Below are 19,716 nucleotides of genomic sequence, written 5' to 3'. Positions count from 1 at the left end.
ATTTTGACTGAAAGGGTGTCGGATTTGACAATCCATTTCATTCACCGTCACCATGTCGTCCCGTTTCTCAGTTCACATCCTCACAAAAGCGGGTAACTACCTTCTCACCTTCCGTATTGCGTATGGTTACATTCTTCATCGTGATGTTCTTGCTATAAATAAATTCCGCTCCCAAGCGGGAAGTGATATCGACATTTTCCAGTACTATGCCGTCAATCGGCATTTCGGGAATGCCGTTGAAGAACAACGCACGGCGGGCGCCTGCACACACCAGATTCTTTACATGGATATTACGGAAACAAGGAGTCGTCTCGTCCACCGGAAGCGGCTCTACCTTAGCCGGCACCTTCTCGCCGCTTTCCAGCACTTCGACGGCGGACTTACCGCCATAATACAAGTTGAACGTTATCGGTTCGGTCGGGATATCCATCATGGACACATCGGTAATCCAGATATTCTCTACGACACCGCCGCGTCCGCGCTTGCTCTTGAAACGCAACCCTACATCCGTTCCCAGGAACTGGCAGTTGCTTACGGACACATTGCGCACTCCGCCGCTCATCTCACTACCCACGACAAATCCGCCATGTCCCTTGAATACGGTACAGCCGTCCACCACTACATTCTCGCAAGGACGTGCACGGCGGCGGCCATCCTCGTCCTTGCCACTTTTCAGGCAGATACCGTCGTCACCCACATCGAAGGTGGAATTTACAATCAGCGCATTCCTGCACGACTCCAAGTCCAGCCCGTCGCCATTCTGCGCATAGCTCGGATTGCGCACCTGCACATCCTCAATCAGCACATTCTCGCACATCAGCGGATGCAGGTTCCATGCCGGAGAATTTTGAAATATCACACCTTGCAACCATACGTTCTTACACTCTATCAGGCTCACCATTACCGGACGGAGGAAATGGCGCACGCTCTGCCACTCCTCCTCGGTTTTCAGGTTCTGGGGTACATTCATATTGCTGATAGTATCTCCCTTCAGCGTTTCAGGATAAGGGAACCAATAAGTAGGACGCTTATATACGCCGCCACGGGCGGTTGTCTGCTTCCAGACGCTCTCCGTAACCTTCTCGCGCTTCAGCGGACGCCAGTAATGGCCGTTCCCGTCGATAGCCCCCTCGCCGGTAATCGCCACATTCTCCAGGTTACGTCCGGAAATAGGCGACTGGCAGCGGCGGGTATCCAAGCCCTCGAATACGGTTTCCACCAAAGGATAAAGGTCTACATCGGGAGAGAAAAGAATTACAGCCCCTTTCTCCAAATGCAGGTCGATATTGCTTTTCAGCACGATAGGCCCCGTAAACCAGACGCCGGCGGGAACCACAAGATGCCCTCCCCCCTGCTCGGAAAGCGTATTGATAGCCTCGGCAAAAGCCCCCGTACACAGGCTTTCGCCATTACCCACGGCATTGAAATCCTTCAGGTTGACTGTACGGTCGGGAAATTCGGGTGCCTCCACCCGGGGCATGTCGAACGGTAAATTACGGTAAACATACTCATACTTATAGCCTTCGGACTGGCAGGAGCTAAGCAGCCATGCACAGACGGCAGCGATTACATACAATTGTTTCGTCATTCTTAACAGCATTTTAAAGTTAGCAAACGGAGGCAGACAGAGCCTTCCTCCTTTCATTCATTTCCCAGATAATAAGACGGTACGGGAGCCTGGGGATATCCCATACTGCGATGAGCCACATAACTGCGGTACAAGGCGTCCTGCATCAATGTTACACGACGGTCGCGGGCGGGGATAGCGGTATGGTAGATACGCAGCTCGCCCGGCAAAGCGGTAATCAGCTCCTCGCGCCAGTCACCCTCCATATCGGCCATTAACAAGATATCGCCTTCGATGCCTTCCGTCAGCACCTCGCCTTTCCATTTCCAGATACTCTGCTTGCGGCCGCCCGAAGAAGAGCCTGCCCCCCAGCGGTTATCATCGCCCTTGAAAGTTTCGCGCAACAAATCCGCGTCCCACCATATCCAGTTGCGGCATCCGGGTATATCCTCCCGGGGCACATCCAGTTTCTTGCCGTCCGCAGTCAGCAGGTACTTATCGGTGCTTCCCCCCTTGCGGTCTTCGCTGGCAAAGCATTCCAGCCCGGGATGAGCGGGGTCGAAATCGGCCACCATGCCGTCGCCCACATGATAGGTAGTATGACCTATGCCCCATATCAGCTTACCCGTAGCGGCATCGACCACGGAAACGCCACGGCCGTCCTCCTTCTTCGGCTCGCTCACCATGAACACCTGCATACCCTCCATATCGGGACGCAGCTTGCAAAGATACGCCTTATCGCTATGTCCCAGACCGGACGACCACAAAAGCGTTCCATTATCATCGAGCATGCAGGAGCCCAGCAAAATCTCGTCGCGTCCGTCGCCGTCCACATCCGCAGTAACCATGCTGTGCGCACCCATGCTGCGGACAACCGGGTTCTCCTCGTCGCCGTCCCAACGCCATGCGCGCTGCAACTTACCGTCCTTTAACATCCAGGCATCCACTACCATTAACTTATAAGTGCCGCGGGCAGCCAATATAAACGGCGTCTTACCGTCCAGATAAGCCATTCCTATCTGGTTACGGTTCTGGCGAATCAGGTTCCCGTAACGGTCATTACGCTCCGGCCAGTCCACACGGTCTATTTCCTTGCCGGTCATGCCGTCGAGCACGGAAAGATACTCGCTGCCGCCGCAAACACGCCCCTTTTCATTCTTTACGTAATCGGCGCCCGCCGTCTTAATGGCGACCTCGGCCTTGCCGTCGCCATTAAAGTCGTAGACGATGAAAGGCGAGTACCAGATACCCGGCTCGATGCCCGGTCCCATATCGTACGTCCACAAATAAGTGCCGTCGCTCAGGTAAGCGGAGATTTTATAGGTCTTTCCGGTAGTATCGCCCGGCATGCCCGGGTCTACATTCGTTTCGGGAGTACGGATAATATAGTCGTAAGCGCCGTCGCCATTCAGGTCGGCAAGCGCTATCTTCCCCGCCTTGGCATTATCTTTCAGGCGAATGGAAGTATAAGGTTTCAAATCGGCAAGCACCACCTCCCGCTTTTCCGAGGCAACGGCTTTCCGTCCCTTTACAACCGCCTCCACCCAATAGGAAGCCTGTTTGCAGGGAGCCGTATCCACAAAATCGCAAGTTTTGGAAATAGCCTTCCTCGTAAGGCGGCGCACCTTCCCGTCCGCTTCGCGGTAAACATGGAAAGAAGTAGCCGCATCGTCCGATGCCAGCAGGCGCCAGCTCAGATACACAGCCCCGGCATCTCCGGAAGGCACTGCCACCAGGCCGCGGTTCAGCCTTTCGCTAATCCGCTCTTGGGCAAAGCCCTCCACCAAAGGTTTCGGCTCATGCCGCGGTTCAAGGATTTCATAGAAATAATGGCGTTCGCGCGGGTCTTGGGCATACAGAGCGCCGGCTGCACAAGCCAGCAGCACCCACGATAAAAAATATCTTTTCATAATGTTCATTCTTTTGTCGTTTTCAACGGTATAATACGCACAGGGCCCAACAAGCCGCTCGGGACAGGTTCCCAACCGGCATACGTTCCTTTTTTATAGCCGAGTGCCGCAATATTGATATCCTTAAAGATGCGCCACTTCACCCCGCGGCGGTCTATATCGGCAATCCGGTTGGCGGGCAGGTTGGTTACCTCCACCTCCAGCGTATTCACTCCCGGTTGCAGATACCGCCCCACAGTACAACGGTAAGGCACAGCCCACAAGATAGCCACTTCCCGGCCGTTGATGCGTACACGGGCGCTCTCGCGGACATCGCCGAGCGAAAGCATCCAATCTTGCGCAGCAGCAGGGTCGGCAACCGTAAAGGTGGTAGTATAACGCCCCGTACCCATAGTAGTCTTGGCATTCTCGAAGGGCAAATCCGTCCACGAGCCCAAAGAAACGGAGTCGGGCACATTGCCCGCGGCAGGAGCGCTTTCCGCAAATTGCAGGCTCCACAAGCCGGACAGCTCAATCGCCCCTGCCTCCAAAGCCGTGCGGTACTCCCATTCCGGAGCCTGCACATCGTGCTCCGTAAAGGTTTTCAGTATGACGGACTCGCCCGAAGCCAACTGTAGGTAAACCTCCGCCTTACCGTCTTTCCGGCGCAGGCAGGCCTTGCCGGAAGCGCCGTTCATCGGATTATAAAGCATGACCGAACGCGCCGGCACAGCCAACGGTATCCAGCCGTCCGTATCCTTGTCCGTCAGTGCGGAAACGAAATAATGATACCCCTCCGCATTCTTGCGGCGGATGCAACTCAGGTCGAAAGCCGTTTTCATCGCTTCCGGTACGGCGGCAGTCTGTGCCAGCGTACGGGCATAATCCGTGCCGAAGAATACCGTCTTACCGCTGCCGGACTCGTTGCCCAGCTTCTTTATCTGCTCCAACGCACGCTTAAAGTCCGCACGGCGGCGCTCCAATCCGGCATATCCGGGAACATCCTCCGGATACTGCTCCAAGAATACCACCGGCGCCCCTGCCTTTGCCAGTTCGAGCAGCTTCGCCAGCACATCGGCAGGCATCAGGCGGACACCGGGAACAACCAGTGCCTTATAAGCCGTTCCGCCGGAAGTCACGATTTTACCGTCGCGGCAAGTAGCGGTACGGATGAAGTTGTCGGAAATATAATCCATATCGTAACCGGCATCGTTGATGCGGTGTACCGCCTCAATGAAACGGGGGGCGCGCTGCGCCATTTTATGAATGTCATACATCAGCAAGCGCCCGTTCTGTTCCTGCCACATATCATATACAGGCAGGTAAACGAGAAAATCGTTATCCGGCTGCCCCATTTGCAGGAAACTCTGGCAGCGGGAGATGTAGCGGAAGAATGCAGGCGCATCCCGCCAGATACTGTTCGTAGGGCTCATATCCACCGTAGCATAGAATTTCCAGCCCGGCCAGGCGGCGCCGGCAGGCGAATAGGTAGTGCCGTGGAAATAAGTATGATTGACCCCGGACACGAACATGAGGTCGATATCCGGCTTGCACTGCGACAACGAGGTGCGGAAATGCTCCGTCAGCCACGTAAAGGTTTCCGACGAGGTATAGGGCTTCCCGGCGATATGCGCCCCCGAGGAAGCGTATTTCAGCATGGAGAGGTCGGAGTCGTTGGGACGCGTCAGCGAGTCCTTGCGCAATCCCCGTATGCCGAAGTCGGAAAGGCCGAAACCCTCGCACTCCGGAATATCCACCGTGGCATAAAGGTCTATCAGATTACCCGGCGAACCGTGTGCCTGGTTCCGGGTCTTGGAACCGTGCCGGTGCGCCCAGTCCGTCCATTGGCGGGTAAAATTCTCCAGCAACAACTCGCCGAGCGTCTCGCGGTAATCGGAGATGATACGGCGGGTCGCATCCGTGCGTTCTCCCGCGGCAAGGAACTCCGGCAGATGCTCCTCCAGCTTATAGCCGCGGCGGGACAGGAATTCATCGAAAAGCCCTTCCGACCAGTCCGCCCCATACACCTCGTAAGAGTCGTTGAAGAAGTTATGGGGATAAGCGGTGGCAGCACCGGCAGCCTCCTTGAATTTTCCTTCAAAGGCACGCTCGAAGCGTCCCAGGTAGTTCTTTACGGCACGGGCGGAGAAGTGGTTCATCACATACCCTTCGCCACCGGGAGCGGCGCGTTTCACTTTCTGGAAAGTCTTGCCACAGAAGGCGGCAATCAGTCGCCAGTTGCCTTTCGGCGCCTTCCAGCGCAGCATCCCGTCCTTTACCTCAGCCGTCAAGTCCAGGCATTTCCCGGCATCGGAAAAAGCCATGAGGCGCTCCAACCTAGCATACGGCCGCTGCTTGCTATCGGCGGCTTCTATCTTCTTATCGAGCGTCCCCCCCCCCTTCAACCGGTATTCCGTAACGAGCAATTTGCAGGCGGCATCCTCTATCGCCACCTCGGGCCCACCGAAAGGCCAGCCGGTTCCGGTATTCATATCAATCTGCATTCCCAGGCGGGAAGCCTCGCTTTCCGTGTATTGCAACATCTGCATCCACCGGGGAGAGAGGAACGGGATATCATTCGCATCGTTTCCCTGCACCCCGTAGATAGGGGTAATCTCCATAGTCCCCATTCCTGCCGCGGCATACGCTTCCAGGTTGCGGGTCAGGTTCTCCTTGTCTACCGCGCTTCCCATCCACCACCAGCGGGCTGCCGGTTTCGCTTCCAGGCCTATTTCCGGCCAGGCTATATCCTGTGCGGGCAACAGCGCTGCATACAACGCAACTGCGGCAATACTGAACAATCGTTTCGTACTCATCTTTATTTCTCCAGTTCCAGACATCCCATAATGAACGGTCCCGTTGCCTTGGCATCGTTATCCCGCATCTTCTCACCTATATAGTATTCGAAACTGCCGTCGCGATACGGATGTCCGCCCAAGCCGCCTACCTGACAGCAACGGGTCAACGTCAGGGTTCCGTCCTGCTTCTCGACCAGCAGCTTGCTTTTCAACCCCTGCAAAGCCTTTTCTGCCACAGCACGGTATTTCGCATCGATATATCCTTTGTTTACAGCCTTTGCATAGGCATACATGCACTGGGTGGTAACGGACGCCTCCGGGAAATTGCCTTTGCGCTTGGGCTGGTCGATAACCTGATACCAAAGCCCTGCCTTATCCTGGTACTTGGGCAGCGTTTCCGCCAGCCCGCGGATATATCCTATCATATCGGCACGTCCGGGATGCTCTTCCGGAATGAAATCCAGCGCATCCACCAACGCCATGAACCACCAGCCTATGCTACGCCCCCAGAAGTTGGGCGAATGTCCGGTTGCCGGGTCTGCCCAACGCTGGCTCTTGCTCTCGTCCCACGCATGATGATACAGCCCCGTCTTGGCATCGTAAGTATGTTTATGGCAGAGACGGAACTGCTTTACCGCCTCATCAATCCACTCCGGCTTATCGAACTCCGCACCATACTGCGCCATGAAAGGCGAGGCCATATACAGGCCGTCCAGCCACATCTGATGCTGGTATATCAACTTATGCCAGAAGCCTCCCTCCAGCGTGCGCGGCTGATTCTTCAACTGCCTGATAAGCACGTCCATTGCCGCCTTATAGCGCTGGTCGCCGGTTTCGCGGTAAAGGTCGAACAGCACTTTTCCCGAATTGATGAAGTCCAGGTTATAAGTCGCCCGGTCGTACAGGTGTATTTCACCTTTCTCGTTAATCAGCGAATCCGCCCACTGCTTTACATAATCATAGTAGCGGCGCTCGCCCGTAGCTTTCCACATCTGCAACATGGCACAGCAGCCTACCCCCTGCGCATAGCCGAAGAACAGGCGTTTGCCGTGGTCTAACTGGTAAGCCTGCGGGAAACGCAGCATTTCGGAGTCGGCAAACCAGCGGGCATACGAGCCCTGCTCCCATGTATCGGTGCGGAAAGGCACTGCCGGCAAACCCGCCTTATTATAAAGATTTACGCGGAAGAAATTGCAAAAACCGTAGCGTACCGCTACCGGCTCTGCCACCTGAGGAGCGGAGACCTCCAGCCGGCTGCCCTTTATCACAGCCGTTGCCGGATAGAAACGCCGGTCGGCGCCTGCAACCAGGAAGCCTTTCACCGGAGCATTATCCGGCGTCATCAGGCCGTCTCCGGCATATTCGAAGCTCAATACCGCCTTGTTACCGCTGACTTTCATCGTCTTAAAGAGGGGACCGGAATAGGCCACATCTTTGCCGTACTGCTTGGCAAGCGCCCACAAAGCCATGCGCTCGCCCGCCACGCGCTTGTTGCGCGGATGAATATCCGTGGAGTCCGCCGCATCCGTAACTACCGCCATGCCTACATTCTTCAACCCGCTCTGCCATGTCTTGAGCTGTGCTTCGCGGATACCTGCCGGCTGCCCTTTGTGCGGGGCAATCTGCATAAAATAGAAAGGCATGTCGGGCTGCTTCCACTCTTTGCGCCAACTGTTTATCATATTGGTGAATACCTGCTGGTACTTTTCGTAACGGATAGCATTCGACTCTCCCTGATACCAGATGTTACCCTTCACCGTATAGCCCAGGATAGGATGAATCATGCCGTTCCAGAGCGTAGAGGGAACCTTGCAGTACCCTTTCTCCTGCTTCACGTTTTTCAGTGCGAAGTCCTCGAGCACATCGGCATAGAGCGGATTATTCTCCATGACGCTCATTTTGGTCCACGACTCCGCATGCGTGCCTCCCCAGGTAGACTGTATCATGCCCACCGGCACGCCCAGCTCCTTATGCAGCCTGCGTCCGAACACAAATCCCACTGCCGAGAAGTCGTACAGGTTTTCCGGAGTACACACCAGCCAGCGTCCCTGGCAGTCGTCCATTTCGCCTTCAGGAGCCAGTTGATGCTCCACCCGGAATAGACGAAGCTCCGGATAATCGGCATCTTTCATCTCCTCGGCTTCCGTAAGCATACCGGTCATCCATTTCTTATCGGGATGTTTGGAAACGGGATACTCCATATTGGACTGGCCGGTACAGAGCCACACTTCTCCAATCAATACATTATTGATAATAACCGTATTCTCGCCGCTCACCGTCACCGACTGGCCTTTCGTAGCCGCAGGGGTTTTCAACTTCACCGACCACTTGCCGTCGGCAGCCGTCCGGGTAGTTACGGCCTTGTCCGCCCACGACGCCTTTACGGAAATCCGCTCACCGGGCGCAGCCTTTCCCCACAGGTTGACCTGCGCATTTTGCTGCAGAACCATATTATCGGAAAAGATAGCCGGAAGTACCACTTTAGCAGAAACAGAACCTGCCAACACTAAAAGAAAGGAAATAAATCCAAGTAGTTTTTTCATGTGCCTTTGATAGTTTTTTTTAATAGAATTAAGAAACGACTTTATTCTGTATTGCAAAAATAAGGGCTTCCCGGCAAACGAGTTCTGAATCTTTTGGCAGTTCTCTTATTGTTTTTGTCGTTTATCGCTTGTGCGAAGAGTTTTTTAACACGGAGGGGACGGAGTTTCACGGAGGCCACAGAGAGCTTTTAACACGGAGAAGACAGAGGGGCACGGAGGGCACAGAGAGCTTTTAACACGGAGAAGACAGAGGGGCACGGAGGGCACAGAGCTTTTTTCTTTTTGATAATAATTAATCAACTTGTGCTAATTCCGTGATGAGAAACACTCCGTGAACTCCGCAAAACTCCGTACCCTCTGTATTAAAAAGCTCTCTGTGACCTCTGTGAAACTCCGTCTCCTCTGTGTTAAAAAGAACTCTGTGGCCTCCGTGAAACTCCGTCTCCTCTGTGTTAAAAAGAACTCTGTGGCCTCCGTGAAACTCCGTCTCCTCTGTGTTAAAAAGAACTCTGTGGCCTCCGTGAAACTCCGTCTCCTCTGTGTTAAAGAACTCTGTGAGCTCCGTGAAACTCCGTCTCCTCTGTGTTAAAAAGCTCCGTGCCTCCTCACTCACCGAATTTCACCAGCTCCACCCCTTCGCCCAAAGCCCGGCAATACTTGCCGCATTTCTTGCGGCGCTCGGGGATGAACTGTACGCGGACGGCCTTCACCTGCTCCGCACTGACTTCTTCCGGCGTATCCACCCCGTTTCCCGCACAGCTCAATTTGTAGAAGAAAGAACCCAGCCCGTCCAGATGAACACTGTTGCCGTTCTCCATGAAGAACGACATAACCTCGGGCAACGAACGGATTACCGCATGTACATCCGCAGGCGTAACCGTGCACATCCGGCTAATGGCCTCTCCTAAATCCTGCGTATCGACCGTGTGCTTGTTTACGCATGCGCGGGGAAACCATTTGTACTTACCCCCTATCTTGGCGCGACTCTTTTTATAAAACATACCGACTCTATTTTAATAAGGTGAATAATCTCCCCGGACTGTCTGCCCGAGGGCGACGCAAAGGTATGATTAAAAGCCTTACAATACATTATTAAAAGCCTTTTATTATCATATTGAAAGCCTTTTAATTATATCTCAGTCATAGGCTCATTATGGACGACCATACCCTTATTGCATATTAAGAATAAAAAAAATCGCATTTCTGCATATTCTTTCCAAAATATTCCCTATTTTTGCGCCATTCTAAGAATAATTATACAGAAACATGAAAAAGAAAGCTAATCGGTTAGATGCCATCAAGATGATTATCTCGAGCAAAGACATCAGTTCGCAGGAAGAATTGTTGCAGGCTTTGGGGAGAGAGGGTTTTGAACTGACACAGGCCACCCTGTCGCGTGACTTGAAACAACTGAAAGTAGCCAAAGCAGCCAATATGAACGGAAAGTACGTATATGTCCTGCCTAACAACATCATGTACAAGCGCAGCAACGACCAGAGTGCCAGCGAGATGCTGATGACCAGCGGTTTCGTTTCGCTCCATTTCTCCAGGAATATCGCCGTTATCCGTACCCGTCCGGGGTATGCCAGCAGCATGGCCTACGACATCGATAACCGCGAATGCCCCGCCATACTGGGCACTATTGCCGGAGACGACACGATTATGCTGGTTCTGCACGAAGCCGCCTCCCATGAGGAGGTGCGCATTTTTCTGTCGCAAATCATTCCTAACATGAAATAGGTCAGTATAACTATAATATAACGAAAGAGAAGAAATGGATTCGAAACAGATTGATGTGATGGTGGCCGACGCCTCACATGAAGTTTATGTGGATAAGATTTTGGATACCATCCGGGAAGCTGCCAAGATACGCGGAACAGGCATCGCAGAGCGCACGCACGAATACGTAGCGACCAAAATGAAAGAAGGAAAAGCCATTATAGCCCTGTGCGGAGACGAGTTTGCGGGCTTCACTTACATAGAAAGCTGGGGAAACAAGCAATACGTAGCCACCTCGGGACTTATCGTACATCCCGATTACCGCGGCCTGGGGTTGGCCAAGCGCATCAAGACGGCCTCTTTCCGCCTGGCGCGCCTGCGTTGGCCTAAAGCCAAGATATTCAGCCTCACCAGCGGGGCGGCCGTAATGAAGATGAATACCGAGCTGGGCTACGTGCCGGTGACTTTTAACGAGCTGACGGACGATGACGCCTTCTGGAAAGGTTGCGAAGGCTGCATCAACCACGACATATTGGTAGCCAAAAACCGGAAGTTCTGCATCTGCACAGCAATGCTTTACGACCCGGAATTACATGAAGAAGATAAAATATAAAATAGATTTATGATTTCAGATTTATGATTGGAAGTCCGAAATCGCAATTCTCTAAACTCCCTAAGTTATGGAAAAGAAGAAAAAAGTAGTAGTCGCATTCAGCGGCGGTCTGGATACCTCATTCACGGTGATGTATCTTGCCAAGGAGAAAGGATACGAAGTATATGCAGCTTGCGCCAATACCGGCGGTTTCAGCCCCGAGCAGTTGAAAACGAACGAAGAGAACGCCTACAAGCTGGGAGCTGTGAAATACGTCGCGCTGGATGTAACGCAGGAATACTACGAGAAGAGCTTGAAGTACATGGTATTCGGCAACGTGCTGCGCAACGGGACATACCCTATATCCGTAAGCTCCGAACGTATATTCCAGGCGCTCGCCATTGCCCGCTATGCCAATGAAATCGGTGCGGATGCCATTGCCCACGGCTCTACAGGCGCCGGCAACGACCAAATCCGTTTCGACATGACTTTCCTTGTAATGGCGCCGGGTGTGGAAATCATCACGCTGACACGCGACATGGCGCTGAGCCGCCAGGAGGAGATTGACTACCTGAACAAGCACGGATTCGCCGCCGACTTCGCCAAGCTGAAATACTCCTATAACGTAGGCTTGTGGGGTACTTCCATTTGCGGCGGCGAGATACTGGACTCCGCACAGGGACTACCCGAAAGCGCTTACTTGAAACATTGTACTAAAGAAGGCAGCGAGCAGCTACGCCTGACTTTCGAGAAGGGTGAGCTGAAAGCGGTTAACGGCGAGGCGTTCGACGACCCTATCAAAGCCATTCAGAAGGTGGAGGAAATCGGTGCGGCTTACGGCATCGGACGCGATATGCACGTGGGTGATACGATTATCGGCATCAAAGGACGCGTAGGCTTCGAGGCGGCGGCTCCCATGCTGATTATCGGTGCACACAAGTTCCTCGAGAAATATACATTGAGCAAATGGCAGCAGTACTGGAAAGACCAGGTGGCCAACTGGTACGGCATGTTCCTGCACGAAAGCCAGTACCTGGAACCGGTGATGCGCGACATCGAAGCCATGCTGGAATCCTCGCAGCGCAATGTCAACGGTACGGCTATCCTCGAGCTTCATCCGCTCTGCTTCTCTACGGTAGGTGTAGAAAGCGAGGACGACCTCGTGAAGAACAAGTTCGGCGAGTACGGCGAGATGCAGAAAGGCTGGACGGCGGAAGATGCCAAAGGTTTCATCAAGGTAACCTCTACCGCACTGCGCGCTTACTATGCCAACCACAAAGAGGAGAAAGGAAACATCTGATATGACAAACGGGAAACAGAGGCTTACACGCCCACGCACCGGAAGAATGATTGCCGGTGTGTGTGCGGGGCTTGCAGACTTCTTCGGGCTCGACGTGTCCTTAGTACGTATCCTTTATGTCCTTGCGACGGTCTTTACCGTATTTTCAGGTGTCATTATATATACTATATTACTGATTATCATACCAGAAGAACCCAATAGATTGTATCAAAATGATTAAAGTAGGAATCATCGGCGGAGCCGGATATACGGCAGGCGAACTGATACGCCTGTTGCTGAACCACCCGGAAGCGGAAATCGTATTCATCAACAGCTCGAGCAATGCCGGCAACAAAATTACCGACGTACACGAAGGACTGTACGGAGAAACGGATTTAGTATTTACCGACGCGCTGCCGTTGGACGAAATCGATGTGCTTTTCTTCTGCACCGCACACGGCGATACCAGGAAATTCATGGAAAGCCATAATGTGCCGGAAGACCTGAAAATCATCGACCTCTCCATGGATTACCGCATCAAAAGCGACGACCACGATTTTATCTACGGGCTGCCCGAGCTGAACCGCCGGGCTACCTGCAAGGCAAAGCATGTTGCCAACCCCGGTTGTTTCGCAACGTGTATCCAGTTGGGGCTGCTGCCGCTTGCCAAGCACCTGATGCTGAACGGCGACATTACGGTAAACGCCATTACCGGCAGTACCGGCGCAGGCGTCAAGCCGGGGGCGACGAGCCACTTCAGTTGGCGCAACAACAACCTGAGCGTGTACAAGGCTTTCGAGCACCAGCACATTCCCGAAATCAGGCAGTCGCTCAAACAGTTACAGAACAGCTTCGACTCGGATATCGACTTCATACCCTACCGTGGAGACTTCCCCCGCGGCATTTTTGCCACTATCGTAGTAAAGACCAAAGTCGCATTGGAGGAAATCGTCCGCATGTACGAGGAATACTATGCCAAAGATTCCTTTACGCACATCGTGGACAAGAACATCGACTTGAAGCAGGTGGTAAACACCAACAAATGCCTTATCCACCTGGAAAAGCACGGTGACAAGCTGCTCGTCATCTCTTGCATAGACAACTTGCTGAAAGGAGCCAGCGGCCAGGCCGTACATAACATGAACCTGATGTTCAACCTGGAAGAAACCGTCGGCTTGCGGCTAAAGCCCTCTGCATTCTAAATTAAGAACCGTATGGTAAAAAACAATTTCGTATTATGAAACTATTCGACGTATATCCTCTTTTCGACATCGATATTGTCAAAGGAAAGGGCTGCCGTGTATGGGACGACAAGGGTACAGAGTACCTCGACCTCTACGGCGGTCATGCAGTAATCTCTATCGGGCATGCGCATCCGCATTACGTGGAGATGATAAGCAAGCAAGTAGCCACGCTGGGATTTTATTCCAACTCGGTTATCAACAAGCTGCAACAGCAAGTGGCGGAGCGGCTGGGAAAGGCCTGCGGCTACGACGATTATTCCCTGTTCCTTATCAACAGCGGAGCCGAGGCCAACGAGAACGCTCTCAAGCTGGCTTCTTTCTACAACGGGCGGACGCGCGTGGTATCTTTCTCGAAAGCTTTCCACGGACGTACCTCGCTGGCGGTGGAGGCAACGGACAACCCTAAAATCATCGCTCCTATCAATGCCTGCGGGCATGTAACCTACCTCCCGCTGAACGATACGGAGGCCATGCAGGCAGAGCTGGCTAAAGGCGATGTATGCGCGGTTATCATCGAGGGTATCCAGGGGGTAGGCGGCATACAACTGCCGACCGACGAATTTATGCAAGCCTTGCGCCAGGCCTGCACCGAACACGATACCGTATTGATTCTGGATGAAATCCAGAGCGGTTACGGACGCAGCGGCAAGTTCTTCGCCCACCAGTACAACGGTATCAAGGCCGATATCATCACAGTGGCCAAAGGCATAGGCAACGGTTTCCCAATGGCGGGCGTGCTTATCAGCCCGATGTTCACCCCCGTCTACGGACAGCTCGGAACTACTTTCGGCGGTAATCACCTGGCTTGCAGCGCAGCGCTCGCCGTACTGGACGTTATCGGGCAGGAAGGGCTCGTGGCGAATGCCGCCACGGTAGGCGCGTACCTGCTGGATGAATTGAGGCGGTTCCCGCAAATCAAGGAAGTGCGCGGACGCGGCCTGATGATTGGCCTCGAATTCGAGGAGCCCGTCAAGGAACTACGTTCGAAGTTGCTGAAAGAGCAGCATGTGTTCACCGGTGTGAGCGGCACGAATGTGCTCCGCCTGCTGCCGCCGCTATGTCTTGGAATGGACGAAGCCGGCATGTTCCTGGAACGTTTTAAGAAAGTACTTTGATATTTGAAAGATAATCAGCCGGCAAAAGAGACGACCGAAAGAAGAATACCTTCCTGTTTCGGTCGTTTTTTATAGAAATTCTTTACCTTTGCCCGAAGACAACGTTTTTAAAAGGAAAATGATATGAAAACAGCAATTATCGGTGCAGGAAATATGGGCGGCTCTATCGCCCGCGGCCTGGCCAAAGGTACTATCATACCGGCCGGCGACATCGTCGTTTCTAATCCCACGCAGGGCAAACTGGATGCGTTGAAAGCAGAGTTTCCCGCCCTGCAAACCACCCGCGACAACCAGGAGGCCGTTACCGGAGCCGACCTCATCATACTTGCCGTCAAGCCGTGGCTTATCAAGAGCGTGCTGCGCGAGCTGAAGCTGAAAAGCAGGCAAATCATTATCTCGGTAGCCGCCGGCATCACTTTCGAGGAGCTGGCGCATTATGTAGCCGAACCGGAAATGACTATGTTCCGCCTCATCCCCAACACGGCTATCAGCGAAATGGAGAGCATGACGCTCATCGCAAGCCGTAATGCCGACAAGGAACAGGAACGGTTGCTGCTCGACATTTTCAACCAAATGGGTCTTGCCATGCTGATTTCCGAGGAGAAAATAGCTGCGGCCACCGCCATGACTTCCTGCGGCATTGCCTATGTGCTGAAATATATCCAGGCGGCCATGCAGGCTGGTATCGAAATGGGTATTTATCCCAAAGACGGCATGCGCATGGTAGCCCAGTCGGTAAAAGGTGCTGCCGAGCTCATATTGAACAACGATACGCACCCCAGTGCGGAAATAGACAAGGTGTGTACCCCCGGCGGCATCACTATCAAAGGTATCAACGAGCTGGAGCACCGGGGATTTTCCTCCGCCGTTATCAACGCCATAAAAGCAAGCAAATAACCCAACCCACCACTTAATAATAATTCCATGGACGAACAAATCAAACAAATAGCCGAACGCCTGCGCGGATTGCGCGAGGTACTGGAACTGACTACCGAGGATATTGCCCGCGATTGCGACATCTCGGCAGAGGAATACCGTCTTGCAGAGACCGGAGAATTCGACATCTCCGTGAGCATGTTACAGAAAATAGCCCGTCGCTACGGCATTGCGCTGGATGCCCTGATGTTCGGCGAGGAGCCGAAGATGAGCAGTTACTTCCTGACCCGTGCCGGAAAAGGAACCAGCATCGAGCGTACCAAGGCCTATAAATACCAGTCGCTGGCCGCCGGCTTCATGAACCGCAATGCCGACCCGTTCATCGTGACCGTAGAGCCCAAGCCCGACAGCGAGCCGATACATTACAACAGCCATTCGGGACAGGAGTTCAACCTCGTACTGGAAGGACGTATGATGCTGAGCATCGACGGCAAAGATTTGATTTTAAACGAAGGAGACAGTTTGTATTTCAACTCCAAGCTGCCGCACGGCATGAAAGCGCTGGACGGAAAGAAAGTGCGTTTCCTCGCCGTAATCATGTGATAAGGTGATAGCATTTCCTTATGCTGACACATTACCACGCTGACCCATTATCACTTTTTTAATTATGGTAGAAAGATTTTTATCGCAGACGTCCTTCACATCTCAAGAGGACTTTATCAAGAATTTAAAGATTAACGTACCGGAGAACTTCAACTTCGGCTACGATGTAGTAGATGCCTGGGCTGCCGAGCAACCCGACAAACCCGCATTGCTCTGGACCAACGACAAGGGCGAACAGATACAGTTCTCATTTGCCGACATGAAACGCTATACGGACATGACGGCCTCTTATTTCCAAAGCCTCGGCATCGGGCACGGTGACATGGTGATGCTGATTCTGAAACGCCGTTACGAGTTCTGGTTCAGCATCATCGCGCTGCACAAGCTGGGCGCTGTCGTTATTCCCGCCACGCACCTGCTTACCAAGAAGGATATCGTATATCGCTGCAATGCTGCGGACATCAAGATGATTGTCTGTGCCGGCGAGCCTGTCATCACCGACCACGTCACCGCCGCCATGCCGGAGTCTCCGAGTGTGGAGAAGCTGGTCAGCGTCGGTCCGGAGGTAGCCGAAGGGTTCGAGGACTTTCACAAAGGCATAGCCGGCGCCGCTCCTTTCGCAAGGCCGGAGCATGCCAACAGCAACGACGACATCTCGCTGATGTACTTCACCAGCGGCACTACCGGCGAGCCCAAAATGGTAGCCCACGACTTCACCTACCCGCTGGGGCATATCGTTACCGGAAGTTTCTGGCACAACCTGCACGAAAACAGCCTGCACCTCACCATTGCCGATACCGGTTGGGGCAAGGCCGTATGGGGCAAGCTCTACGGACAGTGGATAGCGGGCGCCAATATCTTCGTGTACGACCATGAGAAGTTTACGCCTGCCGATATCCTGACGAAGATACAGGACTATCGTGTTACCTCGCTCTGCGCCCCGCCCACTATCTTCCGGTTCCTGATTCACGAGGACTTGACGAAGTACGACCTTTCTTCGCTTCAATACTGCACCATTGCCGGCGAAGCGCTGAACCCTGCCGTGTTCGACACTTTCAAGAAGCTCACCGGCATCAAGCTTATGGAGGGCTTCGGCCAGACGGAAACGACCCTTACCGTAGCTACCATGCCCTGGATGCAGCCCAAGCCGGGCAGTATGGGACTGCCCAACCCGCAATACGACGTAGACCTGATAGACCATGACGGCCGTTCCGTAGAAGCCGGCGAGCAGGGACAGATTGTAATCCGTACGGACAAGGGCAAACCGCTCGGCCTGTTCAAGGAATATTACCGCGATGCCAACCGTACCCGTGAGGCATGGCACGACAATATCTATTATACCGGCGATGTTGCCTGGAAAGACGAGGACGGCTACCTGTGGTTCGTAGGACGTGCCGACGATGTTATCAAGAGCAGCGGCTACCGCATCGGCCCGTTCGAGGTGGAAAGCGCCCTGATGACGCATCCGGCGGTTATAGAATGCGCTATCACCGGAGTTCCCGACGAAATCCGCGGACAAGTGGTGAAGGCTACTATCGTGCTGTCCAAGGATTACAAGAACCGTGCCGGCGAGGAGTTGGTCAAGGAGTTGCAGAACCATGTGAAGAAGGTGACCGCTCCTTACAAATATCCGCGCGTCATAGAATTCGTAGACGAGCTTCCCAAGACTATCAGCGGTAAAATCCGCCGTGTGGAAATCCGGAAAAACGACGAGAGATAACCGATGCCACCAAGCATGAGCAGCAGGCGACGGACAGAAAGAGGTATCATCCTCCTGATGACAGCACTCTTTCTGTCCGTCGGCATATATGCACAGAACGGTTATATCCACCGGCTCGGCATCGAAGGCCGCCCGGGATATATATTCCCCACCAATTCTTTCCTGCGGGGAGAGAACGTCATGCGCCAAAGGCTGAGCTCCGCCTACTCCGCTCATCTCAAATACTCGTTCCAGCTACGGCCGGGCACTGCCGCCGAGTGCATATACGGCGGTTCTTACCAGGGTATAGGATTAGGTTATTTCGACTTCGGCAACCACAGCGAGACGGGAACGCCCGTCGCCCTCTACATATTTCAAGGGGCACGTATCGCCAGGCTCACTCCCCGCTTGTCACTCAACTACGAATGGGGTTTCGGGGCGTCTTTCGGCTGGAAGCCTTACGACTACTTCGCCAACCCCAATAATACCGTCATAGGGACTAAAGTCAATGCGTACCTCAACGCCGGGGTTCATCTGAACTGGATACTCTCTCCGCAATTCGACCTCAACATCGGCGCAACGGCCGTACATTTCTCGAACGGCAATACCCAATATCCCAATACGGGCTTGAATACCGTGGACTTTAAAATCGGGGTGGTATATAACTTCAACCGGAATATAGAGGATATGATATGGCAGTCGCAACCGGTTCCGGCTCCGGTATTTCCCAGGCATGTCAGCTACGACCTTACCTTGTTCGGCTCATGGCGGCGCAAGGCTATCGATGTTTCGGGCGGGCAGGTCCCCGCACCCGGCAGATATGCCGTGGCAGGTTTCTGCTTCGCTCCTATGTACAATTTCGGATATAAATTCCGCGCAGGGGTGTCCCTGGACGGTGTGTACGATGCCAGCGCCAATGTCTATGCCAAAGATTACATCACTCCGCTCGACGGCGGGAACGAGGAAGATGCCTTCGGTACTCCCCCGCTCCGCAAGCAGCTCTCGCTGGGTGTCTCGGCACGCGGGGAGTGGGTGATGCCTTATTTCACCGTCGGCATAGGTTTCGGAGGCAATATCCTGCACGGTGGTGGCGACCTGCAATCTTTCTACCAGATATTGGCACTCAAAATAGATATGCCTCACGATACGTTTCTGCATATCGGCTACAACCTGAAGGATTTCCACGAACCCAACTACCTGATGTTGGGCGTGGGCTACCGGTTCAACAACAAACGTCCCCGCCTGTACCGCTAATTACGGAAATCTTACTACCTTTGCCATGTCAAACAGCTATTACGGTATGATTAGACAGGTACGGCTCCAGGATGCCGGGCGCATCGCGGAGATTTACAACGAATACATCACCGGCAGCACCATTACATTCGAAACGGAACCGGTGTCCGAGGACGAGATGCGCCGGCGCATAGCCGAAATCTACCCACGCTTTCCTTACTTCGTATGCGAAGCTGGCAATAAAGTAGCGGGCTACTGTTATGCCCACCCCTGGAAGGAGCGGGCAGCCTACCGGTACACCCTCGAAACGACCGTATATCTGGGGACATTCAGTAAATAATATAAAATCAGCCAACTAATTCATACACAAAATATTGCGAATTAGCTGGCTTTTTTGTATCTTTAGGTATTCCCCCGCAAATAAGGTTTGAAGGCCAAAACGGGGGAAATTCCCCGACTAAGATATGGCTAAGATACAAAATATTTCCGAAATTCACCCAACTTTGGGCTTCACAGAATTTGATGTTCTGGAAAAATACCGCAAAAGTTTTAATGAGAG

The 19,716-nt window shown here is 53.3% G+C and carries 15 protein-coding genes and 1 pseudogene; 11 read left to right on the top strand and 5 right to left on the bottom strand.

Annotation, left to right across the window (positions count from 1 at the left end; translation table 11 throughout):
- Positions 1–67: 67 nt before the first annotated feature.
- From C233_RS0107130 to C233_RS0107105, 5 genes are all read right to left on the bottom strand, one after another.
- Complete coding sequence (locus tag C233_RS0107130; protein ID WP_025068685.1) at positions 68–1,588, bottom strand: glycoside hydrolase family 28 protein; 1,521 nt, start codon at positions 1,586–1,588, stop codon at positions 68–70.
- Positions 1,589–1,641: 53 nt separating this feature from the next.
- Complete coding sequence (locus C233_RS0107125) at positions 1,642–3,477, bottom strand: rhamnogalacturonan lyase family protein (RefSeq protein WP_026314771.1); 1,836 nt, start codon at positions 3,475–3,477, stop codon at positions 1,642–1,644.
- A 5-nt stretch (positions 3,478–3,482) separates the two neighbouring features.
- Positions 3,483–6,272, bottom strand: a complete 2,790-nt coding sequence (locus C233_RS0107120) for an alpha-L-rhamnosidase (protein ID WP_051089635.1) — start codon at positions 6,270–6,272, stop codon at positions 3,483–3,485.
- Positions 6,273–6,274: 2 nt separating this feature from the next.
- Positions 6,275–8,797 carry a glycoside hydrolase family 88 protein gene (locus C233_RS0107115; protein WP_025068686.1) on the bottom strand — a complete coding sequence of 841 codons (2,523 nt, stop codon included), beginning with the start codon at positions 8,795–8,797 and terminating at the stop codon, positions 6,275–6,277.
- A gap of 605 nt (positions 8,798–9,402) precedes the next feature.
- On the bottom strand, positions 9,403–9,798 hold the full coding sequence (locus tag C233_RS0107105) for an HU family DNA-binding protein (protein ID WP_018666900.1): 396 nt from the start codon (positions 9,796–9,798) through the stop codon (positions 9,403–9,405).
- Positions 9,799–10,063: 265 nt separating this feature from the next.
- Here C233_RS0107105 and C233_RS0107100 point away from each other — a divergent pair, with 265 nt between their 5' ends.
- The 11 genes and pseudogenes from C233_RS0107100 to C233_RS22400 form a co-directional block, all read left to right on the top strand.
- A complete protein-coding gene (locus C233_RS0107100; RefSeq protein WP_018666899.1) occupies positions 10,064–10,537 on the top strand; it encodes an arginine repressor in 474 nt (157 codons plus the stop codon).
- A 34-nt stretch (positions 10,538–10,571) separates the two neighbouring features.
- Positions 10,572–11,129 carry a GNAT family N-acetyltransferase gene (locus C233_RS0107095; RefSeq protein ID WP_018666898.1) on the top strand — a complete coding sequence of 186 codons (558 nt, stop codon included), beginning with the start codon at positions 10,572–10,574 and terminating at the stop codon, positions 11,127–11,129.
- 67 nt (positions 11,130–11,196) lie between these two features.
- Entirely contained in the window at positions 11,197–12,408 is a 1,212-nt protein-coding gene (locus C233_RS0107090; protein WP_018666897.1) for an argininosuccinate synthase, read from the top strand.
- A gap of 1 nt (position 12,409) precedes the next feature.
- Positions 12,410–12,628 carry a PspC domain-containing protein gene (locus C233_RS0107085; protein WP_025068687.1) on the top strand — a complete coding sequence of 73 codons (219 nt, stop codon included), beginning with the start codon at positions 12,410–12,412 and terminating at the stop codon, positions 12,626–12,628.
- Complete coding sequence (gene argC / locus C233_RS0107080) at positions 12,621–13,589, top strand: N-acetyl-gamma-glutamyl-phosphate reductase (RefSeq protein WP_018666895.1); 969 nt, start codon at positions 12,621–12,623, stop codon at positions 13,587–13,589. Before C233_RS0107085 ends, argC begins: the two co-directional genes overlap by 8 nt.
- A 35-nt stretch (positions 13,590–13,624) precedes the next feature.
- On the top strand, positions 13,625–14,746 hold the full coding sequence (locus tag C233_RS0107075; RefSeq protein WP_018666894.1) for an aspartate aminotransferase family protein: 1,122 nt from the start codon (positions 13,625–13,627) through the stop codon (positions 14,744–14,746).
- Positions 14,747–14,869: 123 nt separating this feature from the next.
- Positions 14,870–15,643 carry a pyrroline-5-carboxylate reductase gene (gene proC, locus C233_RS0107070; protein ID WP_018666893.1) on the top strand — a complete coding sequence of 258 codons (774 nt, stop codon included), beginning with the start codon at positions 14,870–14,872 and terminating at the stop codon, positions 15,641–15,643.
- A 27-nt stretch (positions 15,644–15,670) separates the two neighbouring features.
- The gene (locus C233_RS0107065; protein ID WP_018666892.1) at positions 15,671–16,225 is read left to right on the top strand and encodes a helix-turn-helix domain-containing protein; all 555 of its coding nucleotides are present in this window, start codon (positions 15,671–15,673) and stop codon (positions 16,223–16,225) included.
- Positions 16,226–16,289: 64 nt separating this feature from the next.
- Positions 16,290–17,945 (top strand): AMP-binding protein, encoded by a 1,656-nt coding sequence (locus C233_RS0107060; RefSeq protein WP_018666891.1) that lies wholly within the window; start codon positions 16,290–16,292, stop codon positions 17,943–17,945.
- Between the two features lie 15 nt (positions 17,946–17,960).
- Complete coding sequence (locus C233_RS0107055; RefSeq protein ID WP_025068689.1) at positions 17,961–19,178, top strand: acyloxyacyl hydrolase; 1,218 nt, start codon at positions 17,961–17,963, stop codon at positions 19,176–19,178.
- Between the two features lie 46 nt (positions 19,179–19,224).
- Positions 19,225–19,479: pseudogene (locus C233_RS22400) on the top strand (N-acetyltransferase family protein); the annotation flags it as partial.
- Positions 19,480–19,716: the final 237 nt, after the last annotated feature.

Origin of the sequence: Bacteroides gallinarum DSM 18171 = JCM 13658 (assembly GCF_000374365.1) — a bacterium.
Lineage (GTDB): Bacteria > Bacteroidota > Bacteroidia > Bacteroidales > Bacteroidaceae > Bacteroides > Bacteroides gallinarum.
Note: the sequence above shows the minus strand (reverse complement) of the source record. Positions and strands in the feature narration are given on the sequence as shown.